The sequence below is a fragment of the Pseudoteredinibacter isoporae genome (assembly GCF_011602085.1).
Lineage (GTDB): Bacteria > Pseudomonadota > Gammaproteobacteria > Pseudomonadales > Cellvibrionaceae > Pseudoteredinibacter > Pseudoteredinibacter isoporae.
The window spans coordinates 211,336-230,647 of record NZ_JAAONY010000001.1 but is presented as its reverse complement, the minus strand read 5'-3'; the positions used below and the strand labels follow the sequence as shown (position 1 = coordinate 230,647).

General features: G+C 51.0%; 19 protein-coding genes. 4 read left to right on the top strand and 15 right to left on the bottom strand.

Features of this window, described 5'->3' with window-relative positions:
• Positions 1-98: 98 nt before the first annotated feature.
• From folE to ppk1, 5 genes are all read right to left on the bottom strand, one after another.
• Positions 99-776 carry a GTP cyclohydrolase I FolE gene (gene folE / locus G8768_RS00955; RefSeq protein WP_166852777.1) on the bottom strand — a complete coding sequence of 226 codons (678 nt, stop codon included), beginning with the start codon at positions 774-776 and terminating at the stop codon, positions 99-101.
• A gap of 8 nt (positions 777-784) precedes the next feature.
• Positions 785-1,150, bottom strand: coding sequence for a dihydroneopterin triphosphate 2'-epimerase (gene folX, locus G8768_RS00950; RefSeq protein WP_166852780.1), 366 nt, complete (start codon positions 1,148-1,150; stop codon positions 785-787).
• 196 nt (positions 1,151-1,346) lie between these two features.
• Positions 1,347-2,606, bottom strand: coding sequence for a transcription termination factor Rho (gene rho / locus G8768_RS00945; RefSeq protein WP_166852783.1), 1,260 nt, complete (start codon positions 2,604-2,606; stop codon positions 1,347-1,349).
• A 385-nt stretch (positions 2,607-2,991) separates the two neighbouring features.
• The gene (gene trxA / locus G8768_RS00940) at positions 2,992-3,315 is read right to left on the bottom strand and encodes a thioredoxin TrxA (protein ID WP_166852785.1); all 324 of its coding nucleotides are present in this window, start codon (positions 3,313-3,315) and stop codon (positions 2,992-2,994) included.
• 204 nt (positions 3,316-3,519) lie between these two features.
• Entirely contained in the window at positions 3,520-5,631 is a 2,112-nt protein-coding gene (ppk1, locus tag G8768_RS00935) for a polyphosphate kinase 1 (protein ID WP_166852788.1), read from the bottom strand.
• A 192-nt stretch (positions 5,632-5,823) separates the two neighbouring features.
• Here ppk1 and G8768_RS20900 point away from each other — a divergent pair, with 192 nt between their 5' ends.
• Both G8768_RS20900 and G8768_RS00930 read left to right on the top strand, forming a co-directional pair.
• Positions 5,824-6,483, top strand: a complete 660-nt coding sequence (locus G8768_RS20900; protein WP_243749339.1) for a TVP38/TMEM64 family protein — start codon at positions 5,824-5,826, stop codon at positions 6,481-6,483.
• Entirely contained in the window at positions 6,438-7,949 is a 1,512-nt protein-coding gene (locus G8768_RS00930; protein ID WP_243749338.1) for a dihydrolipoyl dehydrogenase family protein, read from the top strand. The genes G8768_RS20900 and G8768_RS00930 overlap by 46 nt, the downstream gene beginning before the upstream one ends.
• A 1-nt stretch (position 7,950) precedes the next feature.
• Here G8768_RS00930 and G8768_RS00925 read toward each other — a convergent pair whose 3' ends face one another.
• From G8768_RS00925 to G8768_RS00885, 9 genes are all read right to left on the bottom strand, one after another.
• Positions 7,951-9,933 (bottom strand): hybrid sensor histidine kinase/response regulator, encoded by a 1,983-nt coding sequence (locus G8768_RS00925; protein WP_166852789.1) that lies wholly within the window; start codon positions 9,931-9,933, stop codon positions 7,951-7,953.
• Between the two features lie 123 nt (positions 9,934-10,056).
• Positions 10,057-11,208 carry a radical SAM family heme chaperone HemW gene (gene hemW / locus G8768_RS00920; RefSeq protein ID WP_341800950.1) on the bottom strand — a complete coding sequence of 384 codons (1,152 nt, stop codon included), beginning with the start codon at positions 11,206-11,208 and terminating at the stop codon, positions 10,057-10,059.
• Entirely contained in the window at positions 11,205-11,807 is a 603-nt protein-coding gene (gene rdgB / locus G8768_RS00915) for an RdgB/HAM1 family non-canonical purine NTP pyrophosphatase (RefSeq protein ID WP_166852792.1), read from the bottom strand. The genes hemW and rdgB overlap by 4 nt, the downstream gene beginning before the upstream one ends.
• A 63-nt stretch (positions 11,808-11,870) precedes the next feature.
• The gene (locus tag G8768_RS00910; protein ID WP_166852795.1) at positions 11,871-12,338 is read right to left on the bottom strand and encodes a DUF4426 domain-containing protein; all 468 of its coding nucleotides are present in this window, start codon (positions 12,336-12,338) and stop codon (positions 11,871-11,873) included.
• A gap of 8 nt (positions 12,339-12,346) precedes the next feature.
• Entirely contained in the window at positions 12,347-12,934 is a 588-nt protein-coding gene (metW, locus tag G8768_RS00905; protein ID WP_166852798.1) for a methionine biosynthesis protein MetW, read from the bottom strand.
• Positions 12,924-14,090 (bottom strand): homoserine O-succinyltransferase MetX, encoded by a 1,167-nt coding sequence (gene metX, locus G8768_RS00900; protein ID WP_166852801.1) that lies wholly within the window; start codon positions 14,088-14,090, stop codon positions 12,924-12,926. Before metX ends, metW begins: the two co-directional genes overlap by 11 nt.
• 8 nt (positions 14,091-14,098) lie before the next feature.
• Complete coding sequence (locus G8768_RS00895; RefSeq protein WP_166852804.1) at positions 14,099-14,695, bottom strand: YggT family protein; 597 nt, start codon at positions 14,693-14,695, stop codon at positions 14,099-14,101.
• A 99-nt stretch (positions 14,696-14,794) separates the two neighbouring features.
• Positions 14,795-15,619 carry a pyrroline-5-carboxylate reductase gene (gene proC, locus G8768_RS00890; RefSeq protein ID WP_166852808.1) on the bottom strand — a complete coding sequence of 275 codons (825 nt, stop codon included), beginning with the start codon at positions 15,617-15,619 and terminating at the stop codon, positions 14,795-14,797.
• Between the two features lie 70 nt (positions 15,620-15,689).
• Positions 15,690-16,427: a YggS family pyridoxal phosphate-dependent enzyme gene (locus G8768_RS00885; protein WP_166852811.1), complete on the bottom strand. Its 738-nt coding sequence runs from the start codon at positions 16,425-16,427 to the stop codon at positions 15,690-15,692.
• A 223-nt stretch (positions 16,428-16,650) separates the two neighbouring features.
• Here G8768_RS00885 and G8768_RS00880 point away from each other — a divergent pair, with 223 nt between their 5' ends.
• Together G8768_RS00880 and G8768_RS00875 are read left to right on the top strand one after the other, a co-directional pair.
• Positions 16,651-17,685: a type IV pilus twitching motility protein PilT gene (locus tag G8768_RS00880; RefSeq protein WP_166852814.1), complete on the top strand. Its 1,035-nt coding sequence runs from the start codon at positions 16,651-16,653 to the stop codon at positions 17,683-17,685.
• Between the two features lie 24 nt (positions 17,686-17,709).
• Positions 17,710-18,855 (top strand): PilT/PilU family type 4a pilus ATPase, encoded by a 1,146-nt coding sequence (locus tag G8768_RS00875; RefSeq protein WP_166852816.1) that lies wholly within the window; start codon positions 17,710-17,712, stop codon positions 18,853-18,855.
• Between the two features lie 13 nt (positions 18,856-18,868).
• On the opposite strand, the gene ruvX is transcribed toward G8768_RS00875, so the two are convergent.
• Positions 18,869-19,294 carry a Holliday junction resolvase RuvX gene (gene ruvX / locus G8768_RS00870; RefSeq protein WP_166852818.1) on the bottom strand — a complete coding sequence of 142 codons (426 nt, stop codon included), beginning with the start codon at positions 19,292-19,294 and terminating at the stop codon, positions 18,869-18,871.
• Positions 19,295-19,312: the final 18 nt, after the last annotated feature.

Sequence of the window (19,312 nt, the reverse complement as noted above, 5' to 3'; positions counted from 1 at the left end):
AGCGCTAAGTTTCAGGGCTCGCCAGGGGAACGTGGAGGAGTATAGAGGCTTTGGCTGTACCCAGGCTTAAGACTTAGGTGCAGCCATCATTGTTGGGGCTAATTACTGAGAAATTCAGCGCGGAAGCTTTTGTCGTTTTTGAAACAGCCGCCGAGTGCCATGGTGCTGGTTTGTGAGCTGCTGTCCATAACGCCGCGGGATTTCACACAGTAATGGGTCGCTTCCATGCTGACGGCCACATTCTCGGTTTCCAGCAAGGTTTGCAGTGCCACGAGCACTTGTTGGGTCAGGCGTTCCTGAACCTGCGGACGTTGGGCAAAAAAGCGCACGATGCGATTGATCTTGGACAGGCCGATAATTTTATCGCCGGGGATATAAGCGACTTTGGCAGTGCCATCGATGGTGACGAAATGGTGTTCGCAGGTGCTGGTCATGTCGATGTCCCGCACCTTGATCATCTCATCCACGGCCATTTTATTTTCGATCAGAGCAATCTTGGGAAACTTACTGTAATCCAGGCCGGAAAAAATCTCATGAACGTACATTTTGGCTATGCGGTGAGGGGTTTCAGCGAGGCTGTCGTCGTTTAAATCCAAACCAAGGGTGCTAACGACCTCAGTCATCAATTCCTTGATGCGCTGATACTTCTCCTCATTGCTCAGCTGTTTGGCCAGCATGGGGGTTTCCAGGCCGACAGCGGCCAGGGCAGCTTGCACCTTCTGAGCTTCCGGGCTGATGCTGTTTTCTTTGCTAATGGGGGCTATCGCTTTGTTCATGGTGTTTCCTAGGATTTATGGTAGCACAGGCTCAGAGCGACCGAATCGGCAAAGCGCAAAGCGTGGGGTTTATCAATGCAGACTTCAGCATATTCAATGCTGGGGTGCTCACTGCATATTTCCAGTACATCACTGACCAGTTTTTCGAGCAATAAAAATTGCCCCTGTTCCACATGCTGGATGATGGCCTTACAAATGGTTTTGTAATTCAGTGCGCTATCAACGTCGTCACTGGCAATGGCCGGATTGGCCATATAGTGAATTTCAGCGTTGATCACAACATCCTGATGTTTTTCTCTTTCCTCGGGATTAAAGCCGATCAGAGTTCGCAGGCGTAAATTGCGTATATGTATTTTGGCTAAGCGTGTATTCATCTTTTCCCTTATTGCACGGCGTATTTCGCGACTTTTCGCTAACTGTTTGTACGCCTTCCTGCGGGTACTCGATCATAGATGCTACACGCTAAGGACAATAAATTCTATAAACCCCTGACTCTATGGGGCTTTGCGACCGTAAATACAAAAACGGCACCCAATGAGGTGCCGTTTGAATGCTTCTGATGTTTGACGCTTATTTGCGTTTCATCGACAGGAAGAATTCATCGTTGGTCTTGAAGTCTTTCAGGCGATCAACCAAAAACTCGGTTGCGGCAATGTCTTCCATATCATGCAGCAGTTTGCGCAAAATCCACACGCGCTGCATTTCGTCTTCTTTCATCAACAGGTCTTCGCGACGAGTACCGGAGCGACGTACATTGATGGCCGGATAAACACGCTTTTCGGCGACCTTGCGATCCAGGTGCAATTCCTGGTTACCGGTACCTTTAAATTCTTCGTAGATCACCTCGTCCATTTTGGAGCCGGTATCGATCAGGGCCGTTGCAACGATTGACAGGCTGCCACCTTCTTCAATGTTACGGGCGGCACCGAAGAAACGTTTCGGGCGCTCCAAAGCATGGGCGTCAACACCACCGGTAAGTACTTTACCGGAGCTTGGGATTACGGTGTTGTAGGCGCGTGCCAGACGAGTGATGGAGTCGAGCAGAATCACAACGTCTTTCTTGTGCTCAACCAGGCGCTTGGCTTTCTCGATAACCATTTCGGCAACCTGTACGTGGCGCGAAGGTGGCTCATCGAAAGTAGAGGCTACCACTTCGCCGCGTACAGAACGCTGCATTTCGGTAACTTCTTCAGGACGTTCATCGATCAGCAATACGATCAGGTGAACCTCGGGGTTGTTGCGGGTAATCGCCTGGGCGATGTTCTGCATCATGATGGTTTTACCGGCCTTCGGTGGTGCAACGATCAAACCGCGTTGACCTTTACCGATGGGGGCAACCAGATCGATGATACGACCGGTCAAATCCTCAGTAGAACCGTTACCGGCTTCCAGGTGCAGACGCTCGTCCGGAAACAGGGGGGTTAAGTTTTCAAAGAGGATTTTGTTTTTGGAGTTCTCGGGCTTATCAAAGTTGATCTGGCCAACTTTTAACAGGGCAAAATAGCGCTCGCCTTCTTTAGGGGGGCGAATCTTTCCGGCAATGGTGTCACCGGTGCGCAGATTGAAGCGTCGAATTTGGCTCGGGGATACATAGATGTCATCGGGGCCGGCCAGGTAGGACGAATCTGCGGAGCGCAGAAAACCAAAACCATCTTGCAGAATCTCAAGCACGCCATCTCCGTAGATGTCTTCGCCGCTTTTGGCGTGGCGCTTGAGGATGTTAAAAATAATGTCCTGCTTGCGAGAGCGGCCAACATTGTCGAGGCCTACGTCTTTTGCAATATTCAGCAGTTCTTCAATAGGTTTGGTTTTTAGGTCTGTTAAATTCATAGAATTAGAATTGGAAAAAGAAGGCCGAGAGAAGTGGCCAGTGGTGAGTGAACGTTATGTTTAGATCAATATAACTGTAAATTTCTAACCTTTGAGCTTAACTGCGCTCAAATTCAAGGAATATGGATTGCAGGCCTGCGGGGCTATCGTTGTTGTTACCGCTTTACCAGCTCGCGCGAATACTGCTATAGGGTAATGGCAATGTTCCATTGAATCAGCACAGTAAATCGAAAGGAAAATAGAAACCGTTCGTTGGGTCTAATAGCTAGCTGTGGAGAATCTATTGGGAAGATTAGCCGCGAAACGCGCTTAATAGGCAGGATTATAGCGTACTTTTTGCCCCTTGCAAGGCTTCGGCGGCCCGTATGGCCGCCGTTTGGCCAAATTACAGGCTGGTGTCGATGAACTCAACCAGCTGGGTTTTGGACAGAGCGCCCACTTTCATGGATTCCATGGAGCCGCCCTTGAAGATCATCAGGGTAGGAATACCACGGATATTGAATTTGGCTGGAGTTTCCTTGTTGGCATCAACATCCATTTTGCAGATCTTGATTTTGTCACCGTAATCGCTGGACAGCTCGTCCAGAACAGGAGCGATCATCTTGCATGGGCCGCACCACTCTGCCCAAAAATCAACCAGTACTGGGCCTTCGGCGTTTAAAACGTCGGCTTCAAAGCTGCTGTCGGTTACGTGAACAATGCTACTCATGGGGTTTCTCCGAAATATGAGGCTTGGCATTTGGCTGCCAACGAAAATTTAGCGTAATGATAAGGATTGGCTGGCGATGAAACAAGAGCTGTTATGGCCCTGCTGAGTCAATTGCGGCATAAGCTTAGAGCCTCTGGGGAGGCTCTTGTCGCTGATATAGCAGTGTTTTGCCTCTGCCCGCTGGGCTGGCAGGCGCTCCGCCAGCTATAGTTGCCCCAACAATTCCAGCAGTTGCTGTTGCTGGGGTTTGTCGTCGGGGCTTTGTTTTACCCCGGGGGCAATGTAGTTACCTTCCGAGTTCAACTCCCAGCGTCCCAGCTCGCTGTCGATATAACCTTGCAGTTCATTAATGATTCGCTTGGCGAGGTTGGATTTGGAAATCGGGAAGCAGGTTTCTACCCGTCGATTCAGGTTCCTCTCCATCAAATCCGCGCTGGCACAGTAGACCTGGGGTTTGGCGTTGGCGAAATAATAGGCGCGGGTATGTTCCAGAAAACGGCCGATGATGGAGTAGACGCGAATGTTCTCGGAAACCTGCGGCAGGCCCGGGCGCAGGCTGCACATGCCGCGAATGAGCAGATCAACTTTTACCCCCGCCTGGGAGGCTCGATAGAGCGCCTGGACAACTTTGGGTTCGGTAAGGCCATTGGCTTTCAGGATGATGTGGCCTTCCTTGCCCTTTTTGCAGGCTTCAATCTCATCATCGATCAGCTTGAGCAACTGCTTCTTTAAAGTGAATGGCGCGTGCAGAAGGTGATTGGAACGCTCGGTTTTGCCCATGCCAGTGAGCATCTGAAACACCTTGTGTACATCCTCGCCCAGTTCGGGGTTGGCCGATAGCAATGAATAATCGGTGTACAGGCGGGCATTGCCACTGTGGTAGTTGCCGGTGCCCAAATGGATATAGCGTTTCAGCTTGCCGGCTTCCTTGCGCACAATCAGCAGCATTTTTGCGTGGGTTTTGTAGCCCACAACGCCGTATACCACCACGGCGCCGGCTTCCTGGAGGCGGCTCGCCAGTTCCAGATTTTCCTCTTCATCAAAGCGAGCACGAAGTTCGACCACCGCGGTAACTTCCTTGCCGTGGCGGGCGGCTTCAATCAGGGCTTCTACCATGGGGCTTTGGTCGCCGGTACGGTATAGGGTTTGTTTGATGGCCACGACATCCGGGTCTTTCGCGGCCTGCCGTAACAGATCCACTACTGGATTGAAGGATTCGAAGGGGTGCAGAAGCAGCTGGTCCTTGGCGGCCAGGGCGTCAAACAGATTGTCTTTACGAGTCAGGCCCTTGGGCAGGCCAGGGGCAAAATCAGGGTAGAGCAAATCCGGCCGGTTCACCATGCCGGGTACGCTCATCATGCGCTTAAGGTTTACCGGACCGTTCACGCGATACAATTCGTCGTCACTCAAGCCGACTTCTTTTTGCAGGAAATCCACCATGGCATCCGGGCAGTTATCGGCCACTTCCAGACGCACCGCATTACCAAAGCGGCGGGAATGCAGTTCGCCGCGCAGGGCTCTGGCGAGATCTTCCACACCTTCGGTATCCACATCCAGGTCCGCATTTCGGGTTATCCGGAATTGGTAGCAGCCTTTGACCTGCATGCCGGGGAACAGCTCTTCAGCATGGGCGTGAATCATCGAAGACAGAAATACAAAATTATCGCCGGGTTCGCACAGCTCATCGGGCAGGCGAATCAGGCGGGGCAAAGAGCGCGGTGCTGGCACAATGGCCAGACCGGACTCCCGGCCAAAGGCGTCTTTGCCTTCCAGCTCGACAATAAAGTTCAGGCTTTTATTCACCAGTCTTGGAAAGGGGTGGGCGTGGTCGAGTCCAATCGGGCTGACAACCGGCAAAACTTGCGTGTGAACAAAATCGGCAATCCATTCGGCCTGGGCTTCGCTCCACTGGCGACGGCGCAGGAAGCGAATGTTTTCCTGCTCCATAGCGGGAATCAAAATATGGTTGAGCGTATCGTATTGCAGCTGCACGGTCGCATGGCACTCTTCGGCCAACTGATCGAGGATTTGCTGGGGCAGTAATCCATCCGGGCCGGGATTGTCACGACCCAGCTTCAAGCGCTGGTGCAAACCGGCCACGCGAATTTCAAAGAACTCGTCGAGGTTGGAGCTGAAGATCAACAGAAACTTCAGGCGTTCCAGAAGCGGGTGACTTTCATCCAGCGCTTGGGCCAGGACGCGCTGGTTAAACTTCAAATGACTGAGTTCACGATTGATGTAATACTCCGGGGAGCTAATATCAATCTCGTTAGAGCTGTCTTGAGCGCTCTTGTCGGCTTTGTTGCTTGGCATCATTGTTCTTTGTTTTAAGTGGTGCTTGTTTAAGTGTTGCTGTGCTAACGGAGCTATGGTGTAGCGTAGGAGTATAGCCGCGAGCGTGATTGTTACAATAATATGCGAGGCCTGTGACACTTTTATGTGATTTGCAGAGTACGCTGTGTCAACCATAGAAACCTTGCTGCGAGTGAGTATTTTAAGGATTTCATCATGATTAAAAAAATCGCCATTCTTGCGGTGCTGATTATTGCGATTGCCGCCTTCTATCTGAATGGGGGCGAGCAGTACCTGTCGTTGGCGTTTTTCAAACAGTTGGTGGCAGATCAGCCGTTGAAAGCCGGTTTGTTGTTTTTCCTCATTTATGTGGGTGTCACTGCGGCATCGTTACCGGGTGCGGCGATCATGACTTTGATTGCCGGGGCCGTATTCGGCTTTTCCTGGGGGCTGCTGTTGGTGTCTTTTGCCAGCAGCATCGGTGCCACACTGGCCTTTTTGATCTCCCGCAGCCTGCTTGGCGATTGGGTACAGAGCAAATTTGGTGATCATTTGAAAACGGTCAATGACGGCTTGGAGAAGGAAGGTGGTTTTTATTTGTTCACCTTGCGTTTGATTCCGGTGATTCCGTTTTTCGTGATCAACCTGGTGTTTGGTCTGAGCCGTATTAAAACCTGGACATTTTACTGGGTGAGCCAGCTTGGCATGTTGGCCGGCACGGCTGTGTATGTGAATGCGGGTGCCCAGCTGGCTACGGTCGAAGAACTGAGTGTATCCGGTGTGCTGACACCGCAAATTATTTTGGCTTTTGTGCTCCTGGGTGTTTTCCCATGGCTGGCAAAAGCTTTACTGAAAGCGCTGCGCAAAGGCGATTAAGCACGGGTCTGATTATGTTTTCCAATAAAAAGTTTGACACCAATATTGTCGTAATCGGGGCCGGTAGTGCTGGTTTGATTTCTGCCAATATCGCCGCCACCTTGAATGCCAAGGTGACATTGATTGAGCGCCACAAAATGGGTGGCGACTGTTTGAACACAGGTTGTGTGCCCAGTAAAACACTGCTGCGTTCGGCGAAGATCCGCCATTTGATTTCCGAATCTGATCGTTTTGGTTTGAAGGTCGCTGAAGCTTCCGTAGATTTTCCGGCGGTCATGGGGCGTGTGCAATCGGTGATCAAACATATTGAGCCTAATGATTCAATCGAACGCTACACCTCGTTGGGGGTGGATTGCGTCACCGGCGATGCGACATTAATTTCGCCGAACGAAGTGTTGGTGAACGATCAAACAATTCGCGCCCGCCACATTATTCTCGCGATGGGTGCACGACCGTTTATTCCTGACATCCCCGGGCTGGAGAACATCGAATACCTGACGTCCGATAATATTTGGGAGTTGGATGAGCTGCCTGAATCCATGTTGGTGATGGGTTCCGGAGCGATTGCCTGTGAGATGACCCAGGCCTTTTCGAGATTGGGAACCCGGGTCAGTATGGTGCAGCGTTCGGCATCGATTCTGAACAAAGAAGAACCTGAAGTTGGCGAGTTTATGTTGAAGACCTTCCGGGACGAAGGTATTGACGTCAAACTGAACACGAGCATCAGCGAAGTGCGAGCTGGAGAGAACGGAACCATCGAGGCCTTGTTACGCACTGCTGATGGCAGTGAGCAATGGGAAAGCTTTCAGCATTTGCTATTGGCGGTAGGACGGCAGGCCAATACCGAAGGCATGGGTCTGGAAGACGTGGGTGTTGAGCTTAATGACAATGGCACTGTGAAAGTGGATGAATACCTACGCAGCAATCATAAAAATATTATGGCCTGTGGTGATGTGGCTGGCCCTTATCAGTTTACCCATATGGCCTCCCATCAAGCCTGGTACGCTACCGTTAATGCGCTGTTTGGTTTCGTGAAGAAATTCAAAGTTGATTACCGGATTGTTCCCAAGGCGGTATTTACCGATCCTGAAATTGCTTCGGTTGGCAAATTGGAGGCGGAGTTGAAAACCGAATCGGTGGCTTATGAAGTAATTAACTTCCCCCTCGATGATATGGACAGGGCGCTTGCTGAAGGTGAGGCCAAAGGTTTTATTAAAGTGCTAACGAAGGCAGGCAGTGACAAAATTCTCGGAGCCACGATTGTCGGTGCTCATGCCGCTGAATTGCTCACCGAGTTTGTTAATGCCATGAAAAATGGCCAGGGTTTAAATCACATTCTGGGTACGATTCATATTTATCCAAGCTTCAGTGAAGCGAATAAATATTTGGCAGGACAGTGGAAGCGTAAACACGCTCCCCAGTGGGCTCTGCGCATCCTTAAGAAATTGCACGCCTGGCGTCGCTGATTTAAGACGAGCTGTTTTTCATATCCTCAATGCCGATACGGTGGAACAGCTCTGAAAACGCTTGAATGGTTAACGGTTTGCTGAGGTGGTCGTTAATGCCTTCGCGATAGGCATTGTCGGTATGCTCCCCTTTTTCATGGGCAGTGAGCGCAATAATTTGACAGTTGGCCAGTTGATTGTTCCGCTCGATATCCCGAATCATCTGGGTGGCCTTGATGCCATCCATCACCGGCATTTCAATATCCATTAAGATCAATGGAAATTTCCCCCGATAGCGTTCAAACAGTTCGACGGCTTCCAGACCGTTTTTCGCCACTACTGGCTCAACGTTAAACTTCGATAAAATCTTTTGCGCCACAATAATATTGACGCTGTTGTCATCGACCAGCATCACATTGAGTCCATCGCAGGCCTGGGGTAGGTCGTGGGTCTGGTCCACACCTTGAGGCCCATTGCTTTCGTGACGACTCTTACTTTCTGAGGTTTCGGTTTGAAGTCTCAATTGAAAAGTAAACCAGAAGGTTGAACCTTCTCCGGGTTGGCTTTCTACACCAATGTCGCCATCGGCAAATTCTACCAGGCGTTTGCAAATCGCCAGTCCGAGACCAGAGCCGCCGTATTGGCGAGTGGTGCTGTTATCGGCCTGGTTAAAGGGTGTGAACAAATTGGCAATGGTGCTTTCCTCAATGCCAATGCCGGTGTCTTGAACCGCAAAGCGAATCAAAACCTGCTCACCATCGGACTGTGCCAGCTCCGCCGATAAGTTGACTTCGCCCTGCTGGGTAAACTTAATCGAGTTGCTCAGGAGATTCACAATTACCTGGCGTAGGCGCGTTGGGTCACCTATGACTTTTTGCGGTACAGAAGAGTTGATGTTCAAATAGAAATTCAGGCCTTTTTGTCTGGCCTGGCCAATATAAATTTGATTGCAGTCGTTCAACAAACTGTGCAAGTCGAAAGGGTGAGTTTCGAAGGCCACTTTGTTGGCCTCGATTTTTGAGTAATCCAGAACATCATTCAAAATATGAATCAAGGAGTCCCCGGAGCGGCGCATGATATTGACATAATGCAGCTGGGTTTCGTCCAGGTCGGTATCGCTCAACAATTCCGTCATGCCAATGATGCCGTTCATGGGTGTGCGAATTTCATGACTCATGGCCGCGAGGAAAAAGCTCTTCGCCTGGCTGGCACTTTCGGCTTCCTGTTGTTGCTTAATTGAGTCCAGTTTCTGTTGTTGCTCCTGCACCAGTTGCTGAGACATGGTGCGGCGCATTTCAATATCCCGTAGCAGGCTGGTGCGCATAATATTGAAACCGCGTACGACATTTCCCAATTCGTCGTTATGTTCACCGTCGCGTTCCAGTCTCAGGGGCTCATTTAAATTCCGTAACGATAACTTGCTGGCATAGTTGGCGATGTGGGCCAAGTGACGAGTAAATAGGCTACGGATCAATAGAAAGATAGCCAGTGATACCAACAGTGATTTGGTGAACTGGGCAAGGGCAATAAAGCGAGTGCGCTGCCAAAGTTTTTCGTACACACCATCCAGGCTGATCAGCAGCGTTAAATCGCCAAGGTGTTGCTCTTTCGTGTTCAAGTCGCTGTAGATCAAAGGATAAACGCGAGTCATATGGCGTTCGCCAATCGCTTCGTTTTGATCGACCGCGGTGATTGCTCTGGGGTGATCGTCCCAGTTGGTCCAATTGACCGTAACCTGCACCACATCACTGACATCCAGCATGCCGTTGACTTGCAGGCGGAGCTGTTCTTCATCAAAGTTCCACAGGCTTTTGGTGATGCTCGACAGTGTACTGATGCGGATTTGTTCCAGGCGCAACTCAAGGTCATCGAGATCTTCATTGAAAGAGGCGCGTAACTGCAACACAACAGCAACCAGGGTAATGCCGGAGCTGATCAGAAGAATCCACGCCAGCAGTTTTACTGTGAGTGAATACTGTTTTGCGTTGCCGTTAAAATCCCACATAGTGTCAGCGAGTCTGTCGCTTCCTTGAGTTTGTATTATTGTTGGCGTATCAGGAGAGCCCCTACAGATTAGTCGACCTGCGCTGATATGCCAAGGCTTGCTGTGGTGTCGGCTTCGATGACGCTAGTCAGGCATAAAGGCGGCAATGGTATTGTTCAGGAAGCGTTGACCGAGTTCGGTAGTTTGCAGTTGACCGTTACTGCGCGTGATCAATCCCTGGGCTTCCAGTTGTTTGAGTTTATCTTCGATCGTTGACAATTGAAGATAGGTACGTGTCTCGAACAATGACAAATCAAAGGCATCGGTCAACCGCAGTGCATTCATCATGAATTCCAGGGCCAGCTGCTCGCCTTCAATGACTTCACTGCCGGCGGTGTATTGTTTGCTTTTATCCTGGTAATGCGCAGGCAGGCGGGTTTTCCAAAAACGATGAATCTGTTCATCTTTGCTGATCTTGCTGTGGGCGCCTGCACCGAGACCGAGATAATCCCCAAAGCGCCAGTAATTTAAGTTGTGACGGCTCTGTTTTCCCCGGCTGTAGGCCGAGACTTCATATTGAGCAAAACCGTGCTCGGCCAAATAGTGTTGCCCCTGTATCTGAATCTCGGCCAGATCATCATCAATGGGTAACTGGGGTGGGCGTTTAAAGTATTCGGTATTGGGTTCAATTGTTAACTGGTACCAGGACAAGTGCTCGGGTTCCAGAGCGATCGCGCGTTGCAAATCGACTTTGGCAGCTGCAACACTTTGCTTAGGCAGACCGTGCATTAAATCGAGATTCACGTTGTCGAAACCGGCCTGGCGTGCCATGCCCATCGCTTTCTCGGCCTGCTCGGCGGAGTGAATTCGGCCCAGTGCCTGGAGTTGTTCATTGCCAAAACTTTGTACGCCGATGGATAAGCGATTAATGCCTGCCTCACGATAGCCTTTGAAACGCTGTTGCTCTGCCGTGCCTGGGTTGGCCTCCATGGTGATTTCGATATTGTCACTGAATGGAATATGCGCTTCAACGCCGCCAAGAATCTTCTCGAAGGCTTTGGGGCTGAACAGGCTGGGCGTACCACCGCCAATAAAAATCGATTGCAGGGGGCGATCCTGCACCCATTCCAGACTTTGCTTCAAGTCTTCAATCAGGTTTTCACAATACTGGTCTTCGGGCAGTTCCTCTTCCGCTTTATGGGAATTGAAATCACAGTAAGGGCATTTTCGTACACACCAGGGGATGTGAATGTACATGGAGAGGGGAGGCAGAGCCTCCCGTGTTACCTGTTTCACTGCCGAGCTTCCATGGCTTGCATGAGCAAGGCCAGCGCTTGGCCGCGATGGCTGATTTTATTTTTCAGGGCGCGATCCAGTTCTGCAGAGCTGCACCGTTGCTCTTCCAACCAGAACAGCGGATCGTAACCAAAGCCCTGCTCACCTTGTGGGGCATGCAAGATGCGACCTTCCCAGCTGGCGTGACAGATCAATGGTGTGGGGTCTTTTTCATGACGCATATAAACCAGTACACAATGAAAGCGTGCGCTTCGTTCTTCGTCGTTCAGACCTTGCAACTTTTCCAGCAATAATGCGTTATTGCTTTGGTCCGTCGCCGAAGAGCCGCTGAAGCGTGCGGAATAAATACCCGGCGCGCCCTGCAAAGCATCCACTTCCAAACCCGAGTCGTCCGAGATGGCTGGCATGCCCGTTGCCGCACAGGCGTGGCGTGCTTTGATAATGGCGTTTTCTACAAAGCTCAGTCCAGTCTCATCGGCATCTTCAACGCCGAGTTCGCGTTGGGGTTTAATATGGATGTCCAGCGGGGAAAATAAGGCCTGGAATTCTTTTAACTTGCCCTGGTTATTGCTGGCAAGAACAATGGTTTTGTCGTTCATGGCTAAGGGTTTTAATCACAGTGTTTGAGTGGCAGCGTAAGGGCCGTCATTCGGCCCCGGCTGTTAGTCGGTATTCATTTTTCGGTGGAAGCTGAAGCTGTGGCTTTCTTCCGAGCCCTCTGGTGTGACGGTGATGTTGAAGTGAATCACTTCTTCATTATCAAAGCGCAGTGGTGCCAGATAGTAAACGGCGTTTTGTTCTTTGATTTCTTTAAACTCGAGTTCACGGGTTTGTTGAATCAGGTTTTTAAATTCTCCGCTGACAGCGGCTTTGCTGCCACGAATTTGCCCGTTTTTTAACACGGCAATATTCACCAGTGCGCGATTGGACCCACGTACAAGCTCATAAGCCTTGGCAATTTCAGGAGGAATAAAGCTGCTGTTGAACACGCTGAAGAAGATTTTGTACTCGCCAAACTCTTCATAAGGTTTGCCCAGCTCGCGAGCTTCCTGAGCATGGCTGTTAATGCTCAGGCAGTAAATCAACAAACCCAAAAAAACACTCAACAATGAAGGTTTGGTATAGCGCATGATGGCACCTATCGCTTGCGTAATTGATATATCGCCGTAATACCAAAGAAGTTTGGCAGGGCTTGTTTGATCATGCGGCCGTGACCCTGGGTGGTTACCCGACGGCTGATGATCTCAATGGCCAGTTCCTGGCAGAGCACCTCAAAATCTTTAAAGGTGCAAAAGTGAATGTTGGGCGTGTCGTACCATTGGTAAGGCAGCAAATCCGAAACCGGCATACGGCCGGAAAAGGCCAGATGCCAGCGTGCACGCCAATGACCAAAGTTCGGGAAGGTCACAATGCATTCCTGACCGACGCGCAGCATTTCCTGCAAGACCAGATGGGGAAAACGCATGGTTTGCAAGGCCTGGGTCATCACAACCGTGTCGAAGCTATTGTCGGCAAAGTTTCCGAGACCCCGATCAAGGTTCTGTTCAACCACATTCACACCGCGGGCAACGCAGGCGCTGATCTGGTCCGGATCGATCTCCAGGCCATAGCCGCTGACCTCTTTTTGTTGCAAGCGTTCGAGCAGTGCGCCGTCACCACAGGCCAGATCCAGAACCTTCTGCCCAGGCTGAATCCAGGTGCTGATAATATCCAGATCACTGCGCATGTTGTTTGCTCTCTATTTGCTGGGCGACACCCTTAAGGTAATTGCTGAATACGGTTTCATAGCGCTGGTTGGGCAACAGGAAAGCGTCGTGGCCGGCATCGGATTCGATTTCGGCATAGCTCACCGATTTGCCGGCTGCCATCAGTGCGTCGGCAATTTCTTTCGAGCGTGCCGGAGCAAAGCGCCAGTCACTGGTAAAAGAAATCACCAAAAACTTGCTGTTGGCGTGTTTGAACGCTTCAACCGGATCGTGATTGTATTCCCGCGCCAGATCAAAATAATCCAGAGCCTGGGTCATTAAGATATAGGTATTGGCGTCAAAGCTGGTGGAAAACTTTTCGCCCTGATAGCGCAGATAACTCTGGATTTGGAATTCAACAGGCTCATCCTGACCTTGTTCAAAGGTCCCCGAACGCAGCTGGCGGCCGAATTTTTCGCCCATACCATCGCCAGACAAATACGTGATATGCCCAATCATGCGCGCAACGGACAGTCCGGCGCGTGGGATGTTGTCCTTTTGCTGGTAGTGGCCTTCGGAAAAGTCCGGGTCACTGCAAATTGCCTGGCGCGCGGTCTCATTAAAGGCGATATTCTGGGCGGTCAATTTCATCGCAGAGGCGATGACCACACAGTGTTTGATTCGATCAGGGTATTCCAGTGACCAGCGCATGGCTTGCATGCCACCGAGGCTGCCGCCAATAACCGCAGCCCAGCATTCGATGCCCAAGCGGTCCGCCAGACGGGCTTGGCTGTTCACCCAATCGCGAACTCGCAGGCGCGGAAAATCCGGGCCCCAGGGTTCGCCGGTTTCCGGGTTGATGCTGCTTGGGCCGGTAGAGCCATCACAGCCGCCAATATTGTTCAGGGAGACGACATAAAAGTGATTGGTATCAATCGGTTTTCCCGGGCCAATATAGGCGTCCCACCAGCCAGGCTTGCTGTCTTCGTAACTGTGAAAGCCGGCCGCGTGATGATTTCCGGACAGAGCGTGGCAAATTAAAATGGCATTGCTGGCCGAGGGATTCAGCTCGCCGTAGGTCTCGTAGTAAAGCTGGTACTGCTCCAGCGTTCGGCCCGAGGCGAGTTGCAGTGGCTCGTTGAATTCAGCGCACTGTGCTTCGACCAGACCAACACTGTGATCATCTATCTTTGTCATGACCGACCTTACACACCCACAACCAGGCTGGCGACAACACCGCCAATACCGACTTCATAGGCCAGGCTGCTCAGCAAAATACCGAGGATGCCGAGTACCAGGAAGGCAAAAATCGGACTGATATCAAAACCGCCCATGTCCGGAATCAGGCGACGAAAAGGTCGCATCATCGGCGCCAGTAACTGATTCAACAGCAGCACGGCCGGGTTTGGATTATGCGGTGCAATCCAGCTCAGAATAATGGAGATTAACAGCCCCCATTTATAGATATTCAATATGATGCCCACCAGACCTACAATCGCCCAGGTCAGCACATGGAACGGGTTCAAGAAGCCGGCGCCAATGATCGCTGCACAACCTTGAATCAATAACCAGTGCAGCACGATAGCCAAAACGATACAGGCCATATCCAGGCCAAATATGCCGGGAATAATTTTCCGCAAAGGCAACAGCAATGGATTGGTGGCTTTCACCAAAAATTGCGACACAGGGTTGTAGAAGTCAGCGCGTGCCAACTGCAACAGAAAACGTATCACGATGAGCGCTATGTATAAGCTACCCAGCGTTTGCAGAACATACAGGCCGATCTCGTTGAGCGCCCCCATGGTAATCTCCTTAAAGTCGAAGCGTCGTTTTGCTTTTTGTGCAGCGAATTATAGGCTATCGCGCAGTGGCTCGCTGCTCACTTTGCGCTGGTTTACAGTTCAGCCCAGCTCTTTGGCCATTTCACGGGCGCGATTGCTGCAGGCTTGCATGGCACCGGAAAACAGCTCGCGCAAGCCGTGTTCTTCAAAGTGAGCGATGGCCTGTGCGGTGGTTCCGCCGGGGGAGGTCACTCGACGGCGCAGTTCAAGCACATCAACATTGCTGTTTTGGGCCAGAGTGGCTGCGCCCAATACGGTCTGGATGGTGAGCTCGGTGGCGCTGTCTCGATCCAGCCCCTGCTGAACGCCTTCATTGATCATTGCTTCCATCGCCAGGAAGAAATAGGCCGGGCCGCTGCCCGAAACGGCGATGATGGAATCAATCAGTGCTTCTTCTTCAAGCCACTTCACGATGCCCACGGACGCTTGAATTGATTCGGCGATGTCACGTTGCTCGGCGCTGCAATTGTCATTGGCATACAAACCGGCGGCACCCACGCCAACCAATGATGGGGTATTGGGCATGGAGCGAACAATGGCGAGATCTTCACCCAGCCATTCGCTGAGACTGGCCAATGGAATGCCGGCTGCCAGTGAGATGATCAAGGGCTTGTGGGCGAGATGGGCTTTGATGTCCCCGGCAACCTGCTTCAGCATCTGGGGCTTTACGCCCAGCACAACGACATCCGCTGCGGCGCAGGCCCGGGCGTTGTCGTGGTCTGTGTGCACGCCAAATTGCTCCGAGAGAGGTTTGAGGTTTTTGTCGCTGGGAGCACAGGCAATGATTTGCTCAGCACTGAAGTGGCCTTTTAGCATGCCGCCAATAACCGCGCTGGACATATTGCCCGCGCCGATAAATGCAATTTTGGGTGCCGTCTTGTTCATTATGTCTCTCTGATTCTGTCTCTGGCCAATGGATGGTGAAGAAGTTTGTATCAATGCCGGACTTGCGCGCTTAGTGCTTGTCGCCCGATGAGTCAGGTTTAGTTGCTCGAGGCCCAAATATATCGCTGCCCACCCGCAGCAGGGTACTGCCAGCGGTAACGGCGGCTTCCAGATCATTGGACATGCCCATAGAAAGCGTATCGACAGGCAAGCCAGCAGCCTGCAGTTGTTGTTGCAAATCGTCGAGGCGTTGCAGGCTGGCCAATTGATCGGGAAAGTCACTGCGAGGCTTGGGAATCGCCATCAATCCCCGCAATGTGAGCTTGGGCAATTCACTGATCTGCCTGGCGTGTTCTAATAATTCTGAAGGTGTAAAACCGGACTTACTGTCTTCTGCGTCCAAATTGACTTGCAGACAGATATTAACTGGCGGTAAGTCCTCGGGGCGCTGCTCGGATAAGCGTTGGGCAATTTTTAATCGATCAACGCTGTGTACCCAGCTGAAGTGCTGGGCGATCGCGCGAGTCTTATTGGATTGAATGGGCCCGATAAAATGCCAGCAGATTTCATTACCCGGATATAACCGGGTCAAATGCTTCTGTTTTTCCAGCGATTCCTGAAGATAGTTTTCACCGAAGTCACGTTGCCCGGCCTGGTAAGCTTGCCAGATATCTTCGGCAGGTTTGGTCTTGCTCACCGCCAGTAATTGAATATCGTCTGGCAGGCGATCGACGGCCTGCGCGGCGTCGTATATGCGTGTTTGAACTTTTTTTAAACGTTCGCTGATGGTTTGAGCAATATCGGACATCTTTTTGCAAAAATAGGCGGATGGGTATTTGCTTTTCTGGGGCTGCTGGGTCAAAGTTTACCGTATAGCAAAGGAAAACACCTCAACTATAATTGGGGTGGCATGGCGGCGGGTGATAAGCACAGAATACACGCCCGGACTCGCCATTAATCGCCATCTGACACGCATTGGGCAAGGGTCGCGTGCGGATGTGTAGACAAGGTTTAGCTGTTTTGAGGCCATTATGGATATTACGGAGCTGTTAGCGTTTAGTTCTAAACAGGGGGCATCGGACCTCCATTTGTCGGCAGGTTTGCCGCCGATGATTCGTGTGGATGGTGATGTACGTCGCATCAACCTGCCGCCCATGGAGCATAAACAGGTGCATGGCCTGATTTATGAAATCATGAACGACAAGCAGCGCAAGGATTTTGAAGAGCACCTTGAGACCGACTTCTCCTTCGAAGTGCCAGGTGTGGCCCGTTTCCGTGTAAACGCCTTTAATCAGAACCGGGGTGCCGGTGCGGTGTTTCGTACCATTCCTTCAAAAGTTTTGACGATGGAAGAGTTGGGCATGGGCCAGGTCTTCCGCGAGATCTCAGCGGTCCCGCGTGGCTTGTGTCTGGTTACCGGGCCAACCGGTTCCGGTAAGTCGACAACGCTGGCGGCGATGATCGATTACATCAATGATAATAAATACGAACATATTTTAACCATTGAAGACCCGATCGAATTCGTTCACGAATCCAAAAAATGTCTGGTGAACCAACGTGAGGTTCACCGTGATACCCACAGCTTTAGTGATGCATTGCGCTCGGCATTGCGTGAAGACCCCGACATTATTCTGGTTGGTGAGATGCGTGACCTCGAAACCATTCGCCTGGCTCTTACGGCGGCGGAAACCGGTCACTTGGTATTCGGCACCTTGCACACCACCTCCGCCGCAAAAACCATTGACCGTGTGGTTGATGTATTTCCGGCAGAAGAAAAAGCCATGGTACGTTCCATGTTGTCGGAATCACTGCAGGCGGTTATTTCCCAGACTCTGCTGAAGCGCCAGGAAGGTGGTCGTGTTGCCGCTCACGAAATTATGCGTGGTACCTCGGCAATTCGTAACCTGATTCGTGAAGATAAAGTGGCCCAGATGTATTCCGCGATTCAAACCGGTGGTTCTATTGGTATGCAAACCATGGATCAGTGTTTGGCGGACCTGGTGGACAAACGCATTATTTCTCGTGAAGTTGCACGGGAGAAAGCTCGTATGCCTGAGAATTTCTAAACAGGCATGAGCTAAGGAAACATTATGGAATTTGAACGCTTACTGGCGATGATGGTGGAGAAAGGGGCTTCCGACCTTTTTGTAACGGCGGGTGTGCCCCCTTCAATTAAATTGCACGGTAAGGTGGTGCCGGTTACGACCACGCCACTGTCTCCCGAGAAAACCCGCGAAGTGGTTTTAGGGGTGATGAATGAGCAGCAGCGCCAGGAGTTTATTAAAACTCATGAATTAAACTTTGCGATCAGTGCGCGCGGCATTGGCCGTTTCCGTGTCAGTGCTTTTTATCAGCGCAATCTCGCGGGCATGGTCTTGCGGCGAATTGAAACCATTATTCCGAAAATTGATGATCTCGGTTTGCCCGCCATTATTAAAGACCTCGCCATGGTTAAACGTGGTCTGATTATTTATGTGGGTGCGACCGGTACCGGTAAGTCGACTTCTCTTGCGGCGATGATTGGTCATCGCAATAACAATTCAAAAGGGCATATCATTTCCATTGAGGACCCGATTGAATTTATCCATCAGCACCAGGGGTGTATTGTGACCCAGCGTGAAGTGGGTATCGATACAGATTCTTTTGAGGTTGCCCTGAAGAACACACTGCGTCAGGCACCCGATGTGATCATGATTGGTGAGGTGCGAACCCGCGAGACCATGGAACATGCCATTGCCTTCGCGGAAACGGGCCACCTCTGTCTGTGTACCTTGCACGCAAACAACGCGAACCAGGCGCTTGATCGAATTATTCACTTCTTCCCGGCGGATCGCCACAATCAGTTGTGGATGGATTTGTCTTTGAACTTACGAGCGATTGTGGCTCAGCAATTAATTCCTACGCCCGATGGCAATGGCCGCCGTGCTTGTCTGGAGGTGATGTTGAACTCGCCATTGGCGGCGGACATGATTCGCAAAGGTGATGTTCATGAGCTGAAAGAGCTGATGAAAAAATCCAATGAGCTGGGGATGCAAACTTTCGATCAGGCTCTGTACGAATTGTACGACTCGGGTGAAATTACCTATGAGGATGCATTGGCCCATGCGGATTCGCCAAACGATCTTCGCCTGATGATCAAGCTGGGTTCCGAAACCGATGCCGATTATCTCTCGAATGTTGCGAATGAACTTTCGTTGCAGGCGGAAGAAGGTGACGATAAAGGGCGTTTATTCTAAACGCCCATAATGTCTATATTGGCTGGCTTGCCAGCCAGCTTTCAAGAATCAAACGTGCCGCGATCGAATCGATCGGTTGTTTGGAGTAATTCCCCAATTGCCCGCGTTCGCTGGCTTCTTCTTTTGCTTCGAAAGAAGACAGGCGCTCGTCCATCATTTCAATCGCAACACCAAATCGCCCATGCAGGCGATTGGCAAATTTGCGGGCACGTTTGCTGAGTTCGCTTTCGCTGTCATCCATGTTCAATGGCAATCCAACGACCACGAGATCGGGTTGCCATTCTTCCAGAATCTTTTTAATCTCATCCCAGTTGGGGGTGCCATCTTTAGCCTTTAAGGGCTTGAGTTCCTGGGAGGTGTTGCTGAGTCTATTGCCCTGGGCAAGGCCGATATTGCGAAGGCCGTAATCAAAAGCCAGCACGGTTTTTATATTGCTCATGGCGTACTCTAAAAGATT

What these genes read in the sequence shown, in the direction of transcription:
- folE (WP_166852777.1), bottom strand. Translation starts at nt 776, where the DNA reads ATGAACAAAGCGATAGCCCCCATTAGCAAAGAAAACAGCATCAGCCCG.
- folX (WP_166852780.1), bottom strand. Translation starts at nt 1,150, where the DNA reads ATGAATACACGCTTAGCCAAAATACATATACGCAATTTACGCCTGCGA.
- rho (WP_166852783.1), bottom strand. Translation starts at nt 2,606, where the DNA reads ATGAATTTAACAGACCTAAAAACCAAACCTATTGAAGAACTGCTGAAT.
- trxA (WP_166852785.1), bottom strand. Translation starts at nt 3,315, where the DNA reads ATGAGTAGCATTGTTCACGTAACCGACAGCAGCTTTGAAGCCGACGTT.
- ppk1 (WP_166852788.1), bottom strand. Translation starts at nt 5,631, where the DNA reads ATGATGCCAAGCAACAAAGCCGACAAGAGCGCTCAAGACAGCTCTAAC.
- G8768_RS20900 (WP_243749339.1), top strand. Translation starts at nt 5,824, where the DNA reads ATGATTAAAAAAATCGCCATTCTTGCGGTGCTGATTATTGCGATTGCC.
- G8768_RS00930 (WP_243749338.1), top strand. Translation starts at nt 6,438, where the DNA reads ATGGCTGGCAAAAGCTTTACTGAAAGCGCTGCGCAAAGGCGATTAAGC.
- G8768_RS00925 (WP_166852789.1), bottom strand. Translation starts at nt 9,933, where the DNA reads ATGTGGGATTTTAACGGCAACGCAAAACAGTATTCACTCACAGTAAAA.
- rdgB (WP_166852792.1), bottom strand. Translation starts at nt 11,807, where the DNA reads ATGAACGACAAAACCATTGTTCTTGCCAGCAATAACCAGGGCAAGTTA.
- G8768_RS00910 (WP_166852795.1), bottom strand. Translation starts at nt 12,338, where the DNA reads ATGCGCTATACCAAACCTTCATTGTTGAGTGTTTTTTTGGGTTTGTTG.
- metW (WP_166852798.1), bottom strand. Translation starts at nt 12,934, where the DNA reads ATGCGCAGTGATCTGGATATTATCAGCACCTGGATTCAGCCTGGGCAG.
- metX (WP_166852801.1), bottom strand. Translation starts at nt 14,090, where the DNA reads ATGACAAAGATAGATGATCACAGTGTTGGTCTGGTCGAAGCACAGTGC.
- G8768_RS00895 (WP_166852804.1), bottom strand. Translation starts at nt 14,695, where the DNA reads ATGGGGGCGCTCAACGAGATCGGCCTGTATGTTCTGCAAACGCTGGGT.
- proC (WP_166852808.1), bottom strand. Translation starts at nt 15,619, where the DNA reads ATGAACAAGACGGCACCCAAAATTGCATTTATCGGCGCGGGCAATATG.
- G8768_RS00885 (WP_166852811.1), bottom strand. Translation starts at nt 16,427, where the DNA reads ATGTCCGATATTGCTCAAACCATCAGCGAACGTTTAAAAAAAGTTCAA.
- G8768_RS00880 (WP_166852814.1), top strand. Translation starts at nt 16,651, where the DNA reads ATGGATATTACGGAGCTGTTAGCGTTTAGTTCTAAACAGGGGGCATCG.
- G8768_RS00875 (WP_166852816.1), top strand. Translation starts at nt 17,710, where the DNA reads ATGGAATTTGAACGCTTACTGGCGATGATGGTGGAGAAAGGGGCTTCC.
- ruvX (WP_166852818.1), bottom strand. Translation starts at nt 19,294, where the DNA reads ATGAGCAATATAAAAACCGTGCTGGCTTTTGATTACGGCCTTCGCAAT.